This is a genomic window from Arthrobacter sp. 2YAF22_2 (genome assembly GCF_052114645.1).
GTDB lineage: Bacteria > Actinomycetota > Actinomycetes > Actinomycetales > Micrococcaceae > Arthrobacter.
Genome location: NZ_JBFRFD010000116.1, coordinates 1 through 8,169, shown reverse-complemented (window position 1 = coordinate 8,169; position 8,169 = coordinate 1). Strand labels below are relative to the sequence as shown.

Here is an 8,169-nt window from a genome sequence, read left to right as displayed (position 1 = left end):
CCAGTACCACTGCGCCATGGTCGGGCCGAGCTCTTCGGCGGGGGATTCGGCCCAGGGCCTGCTGAACGGGCTGCGGCCGGGTTCGTGGATGCCGCTCAGGGCCGCCTGTACCGCGGCCGGGATGTCCTCGTCGCGGACGGGCCGGAGCATGAGGCGGGGCGTGGTGAGTGAGAGGGCGAAAGGGGGCCAATAGGAGTCGGGCGCAGTCATCCCGGAAGCCTAGCGGTGGGGAGCCGCGGTCGCCAGTCACAGATACCCGGTCAGGGAGCGRCGCGGGAGCGGCAAAATCCAGTAGCATCCGAGGGTGATCCATCGTCTCGGCGAACTGGGGGGAGCCGCCCCGCCGGCCTTTTGGCTGGTACTCCTGGCGTGCGCCTATTACCTCCTGATGGCGGCTCGATTGACCGTCATCGACGTCAGGCACCATCTGCTGCCCAACCGGATCATCTTCCCCTCGTATGCGGTTGCCGGTCTCCTGCTGCTCGGGGCTACCACGTTCCAGTCATCCGCCGGGGCCGACGGCGGCGCCGGACTCTTCGGGGTGCCCGGGCTCCGGGTCGTGGCCGGCGGCGCGGTCCTATGGCTGTTCTACTTCCTGCTGCGGGCCGTCTACCCGCCGGGGATGGGCTTTGGCGACGTCAAGCTCGCGGGGGTGCTGGGCCTGTATCTGGGGTTCCTGGGCTGGGGTCACGTGTTTGCCGGAACGTTTGCGGCGTTCCTGTTCGGCGGCCTCTGGAGCCTGGCCCTGCTGGTAACTCGGCGGGGAACGATGAAATCGGATATTCCGTTCGGACCGTTCATGTTGGCCGGGGCGGCGGCCGCGATGCTGCTGCCTGCGGGTTAGGCTGACGGCATGGCCACCCCCGATTTCATCCTGAATCTGCGCGCGAAGATCGGCCACGACACCCTCTGGATTCCGGGTGCCCGGGCCGTGGTATTTGACGATCACGGCAGGGTCCTGCTCGGCCAGCGGGCCGACAACGGCCGCTGGGGGCTGATCACCGGGATCCTTGAACCGGGGGAGGAGCCCGCGGCCGGCCTATTGCGGGAGGTCCTGGAGGAGACCGGGGTGGTTGCCGTCGCCGAGCGGCTGGTTTCGGTGGACACCGTCGGTCCCACCACCTATCCCAACGGCGACGTCTGCCACTTCCTGACCCTGGTCTTCCGGTGCCGCTTCGTCTCCGGCGAGGCGCGTGTCAACGACGACGAATCCCTCGCCGTGGGCTGGTTCCGGCCGGCCGACTTCCCCGAGCTTCTGCCCGGCCACCTGGAGGCGATCGAACGGGCCAGCGAGCCCGACGGCGAGGCACACTTCCGCAGCTGAACCGCCCCTGCTGCGGCCCGGTCGGTCAGCCGTGCAGGCGGGCCAGATCGGCGTCGTCGTTGCCGGACGTTTGATCTCCCTTCGCCGGGACGGTGTCCACGGGTTCCGTGCCGTCGGCAGGGTGGCGGACAGCGGCCCGTTCAGCCTCGAGCCGTTCAGCTTCCTCGCCGCCCACTGCCTCGCCGCGGGCCACCATTCCGGCGGTGTCCGAGAGCGGGATCTGCTTCAGCGTCAACGCCAGGAGCAGCGCGATGCCGAGGAACGGCAGCAGGTACCAGAAGACCGGAGCGAGCGAATCCGCGTAGGCGTTAACGATTGCGTCCTTGAGTTGGGCGGGCAGCTGGCTGAGGGCCTGCGGATCCAGTGTTTTGGTGGACTGCGACGCGTCCGCGCTGGAGGCGCCGGCACCCGTGAAGGCTTTGGTCAGCGACTCCGAGAGCCGGGAGGTGAAGATCGAGCCGAACACCGCGACGCCCAGCGAGGCGCCGACCTCGCGGAAGTAGTTGTTGGTGCTGGTGGCGGTGCCGATCTGTTCGGCCGGCACGGAGTTCTGTACCACCAGGACGATCACCTGCATGATCGAGCCGAGGCCCGCACCGAAGATGAACAGCTGGACGCAGATGACCCAGATGGGAGTCGCCGCCGTCAGTGTGGTCAGCCACAGCATGGCGGCAATTGTGAGGACCCCRCCCAGGATCGGGAACATCTTGTACTTGCCGGTCTTGGAGATCCGGATGCCGGAGAAGATGGCCATGCCCATCAGGCCCACCATCATGGGCAGCATCAGCAGTCCGGACTCCGCGGCGGAGGTGCCGGAGGACATCTGCAGGAAGGTCGGGACGAAGGCGATCGCGGCGAACATCCCGAGGCCGAGCGTGAAGCCGATAGCGGTGGCGTTGATGAAGATCGGATTCTTGAACAGGCTCAGCGGGATGATGGGGTCCTCGGCCCGGCGCTCCACCAGGATGAATGCGGCGGCGGCAAGGACGACGCCGGCGCCGAAGGCCCAGGTCACCGGGGAATCCCAGCCCTGGTCCTTCTTGCCGCCGAAGTCGGTGAAGAAGATAAGGCAGGTGGTGGCCGCGGAGAGCAACAGCACCCCGAGAATGTCGATCCGCTTTTCGGCCTTCTTGTTCGGCAGCGTCAGGGTGAACCAGGCAATGGTGAACGCGGCAATGCCGATGGGGATGTTGATGTAGAAGGCCCATTCCCAGGTCAGGTGGTCCACGAAGAAACCGCCCAGCAGCGGGCCGGCGACGGCGGAGAGGCCGAAGATCGCGCCGAGCGGGCCCATGTACTTGCCGCGGTCCTTGGCGGGCACGATGTCCGCGATGATGGCCTGGGAGAGGATCATCAGGCCACCGCCACCCAGGCCCTGGACGGCCCGGAAGATGACAAAGCCCCAGAAATCGGTCGCGAAGGCGCAGCCCACCGAGGCCAGGGTGAACAGGGCGATTGCCACGAGGAAGAGGTTCCGGCGGCCGAGGATGTCGCCGAACTTCCCGTAGATCGGCATGACGATGGTGGTGGCCAGCAGGTAGGCCGTGGTGATCCAGGCCTGGTGCTCGACGCCGCCGAGCTTGCCGACGATGGTGGGCATGGCGGTGGAGACGATGGTCTGGTCCAGGCTGGAGAGCAGCATTCCCGCGATGAGGGCGGAGAAGATGATCCAGATGCGTTTCTGGGTCAGCAGCAGCGGGGCCGCCGCCGCTTTGGTACCTACGGTGGTGCTCATTGTTGTCCTTTTGCGGAGACGGGTTCTGTGAAGTTCTGGGTGAAGAGTTGCCGGGCGGCCGAGACGTTGGCCAGCAGCAGCTCCGGGTACGGGCGCGTGTTGCCCTCGGAGAAAAAAGTCATGCTCGTTTTGCGGGCGATGTTGGCGAGCAGCACGACGGCCATCTGGACAACCGGGTGATCCGGGGAGACGCCCTCGCGGCGTGCGAGGACGCCAGCGAATTCCCTCTCGCGTTCGTCCGTGGCACCAATGATCCTCAGCATGAGCTGGGGTTCCTTCTTGATCACCCCGATCAGCTGGCGGGTTTCCTCCGGAGAGGAGACCATGTTTTCTGACAGCTTCAGGGTCAGCGCGATGAGGTCCTGGAACAGGGTCGGCGAGATTTCACCGGGCGCCGATGACTCGCCACCGCAGATGAAATCCTCAAGAACGTCGGCAGGAACCTCGTCGTCCGCGTGGCCGAGGATGGCGTCTTCCTTGGTGGGGAAGTAGTTGAAGAACGTGCGGCGTGAAATGTCCGCTCGCTCGCAGACCTCTTCCACCGTGTATCCGTTCAGGCCGCGCTCCGCTGTCAGGGCACGCGCGACGGCGGTGATGGCGGCCCGCGTCGCGGCCCGCTTTCGGCTGCGGAGCCCTCCGCCAATTGGTGCACTATTACTCACAAAGTAAAGTTTTGCACTCCTGCTCGTTTAGTGCAAGATTGGCAGATGTGGCCTTAAACACCAGCGGCGGCCCGCCTTCGCTGGGAAGGGGGCCGCCGCCGTCGTGCTTGGCGGGAAATCAGGCCTTGTGCGGCGGGCGCGTCATCGACATGACGTCCAGGGCGGTGTCCAGCTGCTCTTCGGTCAGCTCGCCGCGCTCCAGGAAGCCCATCGCGACGACGGTCTCGCGGATGGTCAGGCCCTCCGCGACGGCCTTCTTGGCGATCTTGGCGGCGTTCTCATAGCCGATGTACTTGTTCAGCGGCGTCACGATGGACGGCGACGCCTCGGCGAGGAAGCGGGCGCGCTCGACGTTCGCGGTGATGCCGTCGATCATCTTGTCGGCCATGACGCGGCTGGTGTTGGCCAGGAGGCGGACGGATTCGAGCAGGTTGGCGGCCATCACCGGGATGCCGACGTTTAGTTCGAAGGCCCCGTTGGTGCCGGACCAGGCGATGGCGGTGTCATTGCCGATGACCTGGGCGGCCACCATGATGGACGCTTCACAGATGACCGGGTTGACCTTGCCCGGCATGATCGAGGAACCGGGCTGCAGGTCCGGGATCGCGATTTCGCCCAGACCGGTGTTGGGGCCGGAGCCCATCCAGCGCAGGTCGTTGTTGATCTTCATGAAGGAGATCGCGATGTTGCGCAGCTGGCTGGACGCCTCGATCAGGCCGTCGCGGTTGGCCTGGGCCTCGAAGTGGTCGCGGGCCTCCGTCAGCGGCAGACCGGTGTCCGCGGCGAGGATTTCGATCACGCGCTCGGGGAAGCCCGCAGGGGTGTTGATGCCGGTGCCGACGGCGGTGCCGCCCAGCGGAACTTCGGCGACGCGGGGGAGGGAAGCGTTGATGCGTTCGATGCCGTAGCGGACCTGCGCCGCGTAGCCGCCGAACTCCTGGCCGAGGGTTACCGGGGTGGCATCCATCAGGTGCGTGCGGCCGGACTTCACGACGTCCTTGAACTCCACCGCCTTGCGCTCCAGGGACTCCGCCAGGTAGCCGAGGGCCGGGATCAGGTCATTGATCAGCGCGGACGTGGCAGCGACGTGGACCGAGGTCGGGAAGACGTCGTTGGAGGACTGCGAGGCGTTCACGTGGTCGTTCGGGTGGACCACCTTGTCACTGCCGGCGGCCGAGAGTGCGCGGGACGCGAGTTCGGCGATGACTTCGTTGGTGTTCATGTTCGAGGAGGTTCCGGACCCGGTCTGGAACACATCAATCGGGAAGTGGCCGTCGTATTTGCCGGTGGCGACCTCGTCGGCGGCGTCGGCAATGGCCTGGGCCAGCTCACCGTCGAGCACTCCCAGTTCCGCGTTGGCCTGGGCGGCAGCCTTCTTAACCCGGGCGAGTGCCTCGATGTGGGTTCGTTCCAGGGTCTTGCCCGAGATCGGGAAGTTTTCGACCGCGCGCTGCGTCTGGGCGCGGTACAGCGCGTTCACCGGGACGCGGACTTCGCCCATCGTGTCGTGTTCAATCCGGAATTCTTCAGTGTTCAAATCTGCTGTGGAAGTCATGGGGCTAGCTTATTGGGCCAAGGCGTCCCACCGAAAACCGTGACCTGCGGCGGAATCCCGGCTGCTAGAGCTCGCCGATTCCGGAAACCAGGTCGGCCCGGCCCTCGGCGAGGCTGTAGGCCAGCCCGATCACGGCCGCGCGGCCGCTTTCGACAGCGTCGGAAATCACCCGGGAGCTGTCCACAAGGCGCTGCGACGTCTGCTTGACGTTCTCCACCACCATGTCGTGGACGTCGTGCTGGTCGTTGCGCAGCGAGGTCAGGACGGACGGCGTGATGCGCTCCACCAGGCTGCGGATGAACCCGACCGGCATCTGCCCGGTCTCCACGGCGTTCTTCGTGGCGATGACCGCGCCGCAGCTGTCGTGGCCGAGGACCACAATCAGCGGCACGCCGAGCACGCCGATGCTGTATTCGATCGAGCCGAGCACGGCGTCGTCGATCACCTGGCCGGCCGTCCGAACTACAAATGCGTCACCCAGGCCCAAGTCGAAGATGATCTCCGCGGCCAGGCGGGAATCCGCGCAGCCAAAGATGACGGCGAAGGGATGCTGAGTCTCCACCAGCGAGGACCGCCGCGAGGCGTCCTGGTTCGGGTGTGAGGATTCGCCGGCGACAAAACGCGCGTTGCCTTCGCGCAGGCGGTGCCAGGCGAGGGCGGGGGTCAGTTGAGTAGTCACCGTGCTTACTTTACTGCGCCGGCGTGGCCGAAGGTGAAACGGTGGCCGCCGGGTTGCTGTCCAGCGACTTCACGACCGCCGCGGCGAGCACCGAGAACTCTTCCAGCTGTGCCGGCCCGGTCAGGACCACCGTGGTCCCGCGGTAGTCGAGCACCATGGACTTCTCGCCCTTGCCGGTGTCGCGCAGTTGCCAGTCGCGTCCGCCGGCGTTCCGGGTGCCGGTCACCGGCGCGCTTTTGGTCTGTTGCTGCAGCCACGTCGGATTCGACTGCCGGGTCTGCACCAGGGCGATGAAGGACTCCTTCGGCGTCAGGTAGCCGACCTGCCAGGTCGCCACCCCGCTGCCGGACCCGGACTCCCAGCGGGCGTAATTCGAACGGAATGTGTCGCCGATTTCCGGCGTCACAGGTGTGAATCCCGCCACACCGGCGGCGTTCTGCGCGATGGCGCTGACGTTGATATTCGGGCGGTAGCCGTCGCCGTTGGGCGACGGGTTCATCAGCACCACCGGGAGGAAAGCGCCGATGCTCACCACCAACGCGATGATCATGCCGATCACCGAGGCGTTGGCCCGCTTTGCCGCCGCGGCGCGGATGACGGGCTTGACGGGCTGGTCACTGGCGGGGCTGTCAGCATCGGGCGCCGTTCCGCCGGCCGGCGATCCGGGAGCCTCGGGCGGCGTGTCCTGCAATTCATTCACCCCTCTATAGTCGCCCATTCCGGGCCGTTCTCACATTCGGCGGGCGGGCGCCGTCCGGCGGCGGGCGGTTTCGCGGTGTGGTCATTCCATGACCGATCGGGGCCGCCGCGACTATGATCAGTAACAGTCGAATCACCGCGGCAACCGGAGACCGGATGCCGCGGGTTCAATGATCGCCACTCGAAGAAGAGGTTCACGTGTCACCAGCGTCCATGACCCAGAAGTACTCCACGCTTTCCCCGTCGCTTGCCGTCGGAATCGATGAGCCTGACCGCAACCTGGCCCTGGAACTGGTCCGTGTCACCGAGGCGGCGGCGATCGCCGGCGGCCACTGGGTTGGCTTCGGCGACAAGAACAAGGCCGACGGCGCCGCCGTTGACGCCATGCGTTCCTTCCTGCAGACCGTGCACTTCAACGGCGTCGTGGTCATCGGAGAAGGCGAAAAAGACGAAGCGCCGATGCTGTTCAACGGTGAGCGTGTCGGCGACGGCACCGGCCCCGAGTGCGACGTCGCCGTCGACCCGATCGACGGGACCCGGCTGACCGCCCTCGGCATCAACAACGCCCTGGCGGTCCTGGCCGTGGCTGAGCGGGGTTCCATGTTCGACCCCTCCGCCGTGTTCTACATGGAGAAGCTCGTCACCGGGCCCGAGGCCGCCGACATGGTCGACCTGCGCCTGCCGGTGAAGCAGAACCTGCACCTGATCGCCAAGGCCAAGGGGGTCAAGGTCAACCAGCTCAACGTGATGATCCTGGACCGTGACCGGCACCGCCCGCTGGTCGAGGAGATCCGCGAGGCCGGCGCCCGCACGAAGTTCATCATGGACGGCGACGTCGCCGGCGCCATCGCGGCCGCTCGTGCCGGCACCGGCGTCGATGCCCTGATGGGCATCGGCGGAACCCCGGAAGGCATCGTCGCGGCCTGTGCGATCAAGTCCCTCGGCGGCGTCATCCAGGGCCGGCTCTGGCCCACCAGTGACGAGGAGAAGCAGAAGGCGATCGACGCCGGGCACGACCTCGACCGGGTGCTCTCCACCAACGACCTGGTCTCGAGCGACAACTGCTACTTCGCCGCCACGGGCATCACCGACGGCGACCTGCTCAAGGGTGTGCGCTACTCCAAGGACAAGGTCCTCACCCAGTCCATCGTGATGCGCTCCAAGTCGGGCACCATCCGCTTCGTGGACGGCGAGCACCAGGCCAGCAAGTGGGAGGGCTACGCCCGCAAGCACTAGCCCGCGGCCTCCCGCCCGCTGGACTCCCGCTCGCGGCCTCCCGCCCGGTGGACATGCTCAGCGCGAACCACGAACAGTGGACAGAAGCACATTCTGTCCACTGTTCGTGTTTAAGACTGGGCATGTCCCCCCGGTCTGGCTACGAAGAATGGGCATGTCCCACTGGGTTAGCAACGAAGAATGGGCATGTCCCTCGGAACAAGCCGCCGCAGCTGTTCCTGGGGCTGCGTTCACCGGTCCCGTCCGGCATTGGATAGGGTGGGGCCATGACTTGGCTTG

The 8,169-nt window shown here is 66.4% G+C and carries 8 protein-coding genes and 1 pseudogene; 3 read left to right on the top strand and 6 right to left on the bottom strand.

The features are described 5' to 3' along the window. Positions 1-210: pseudogene (locus tag AB4Y86_RS06895) on the bottom strand (GNAT family N-acetyltransferase); the annotation flags it as partial. Between the two features lie 94 nt (positions 211-304). Here AB4Y86_RS06895 and AB4Y86_RS06890 point away from each other — a divergent pair. Beyond that, positions 305-844 carry a prepilin peptidase gene (locus tag AB4Y86_RS06890; protein WP_441401297.1) on the top strand — a complete coding sequence of 180 codons (540 nt, stop codon included), beginning with the start codon at positions 305-307 and terminating at the stop codon, positions 842-844. A 9-nt stretch (positions 845-853) separates the two neighbouring features. Next, entirely contained in the window at positions 854-1,324 is a 471-nt protein-coding gene (locus tag AB4Y86_RS06885) for an NUDIX hydrolase (RefSeq protein WP_441401295.1), read from the top strand. Positions 1,325-1,349: 25 nt separating this feature from the next. Here AB4Y86_RS06885 and AB4Y86_RS06880 read toward each other — a convergent pair whose 3' ends face one another. From AB4Y86_RS06880 to AB4Y86_RS06860, 5 genes are all read right to left on the bottom strand, one after another. Continuing rightward, the gene (locus AB4Y86_RS06880; RefSeq protein WP_441401293.1) at positions 1,350-3,059 is read right to left on the bottom strand and encodes an MDR family MFS transporter; all 1,710 of its coding nucleotides are present in this window, start codon (positions 3,057-3,059) and stop codon (positions 1,350-1,352) included. Next, positions 3,056-3,721 carry a TetR/AcrR family transcriptional regulator gene (locus AB4Y86_RS06875; protein ID WP_441401291.1) on the bottom strand — a complete coding sequence of 222 codons (666 nt, stop codon included), beginning with the start codon at positions 3,719-3,721 and terminating at the stop codon, positions 3,056-3,058. Before AB4Y86_RS06875 ends, AB4Y86_RS06880 begins: the two co-directional genes overlap by 4 nt. Before the next feature lie 118 nt (positions 3,722-3,839). Then, positions 3,840-5,276 carry a class II fumarate hydratase gene (locus AB4Y86_RS06870; protein WP_441401289.1) on the bottom strand — a complete coding sequence of 479 codons (1,437 nt, stop codon included), beginning with the start codon at positions 5,274-5,276 and terminating at the stop codon, positions 3,840-3,842. Positions 5,277-5,340: 64 nt separating this feature from the next. Next, positions 5,341-5,955, bottom strand: coding sequence for a carbonic anhydrase (locus tag AB4Y86_RS06865; protein ID WP_441401287.1), 615 nt, complete (start codon positions 5,953-5,955; stop codon positions 5,341-5,343). 10 nt (positions 5,956-5,965) lie between these two features. Then, entirely contained in the window at positions 5,966-6,655 is a 690-nt protein-coding gene (locus AB4Y86_RS06860) for a DUF4245 domain-containing protein (protein ID WP_441401285.1), read from the bottom strand. 212 nt (positions 6,656-6,867) lie between these two features. On the opposite strand from AB4Y86_RS06860, the gene glpX reads away from it, so the two are divergent. Next, the gene (glpX, locus tag AB4Y86_RS06855) at positions 6,868-7,890 is read left to right on the top strand and encodes a class II fructose-bisphosphatase (RefSeq protein WP_186372267.1); all 1,023 of its coding nucleotides are present in this window, start codon (positions 6,868-6,870) and stop codon (positions 7,888-7,890) included. The last annotated feature ends 279 nt before the right edge of the window (positions 7,891-8,169 follow it).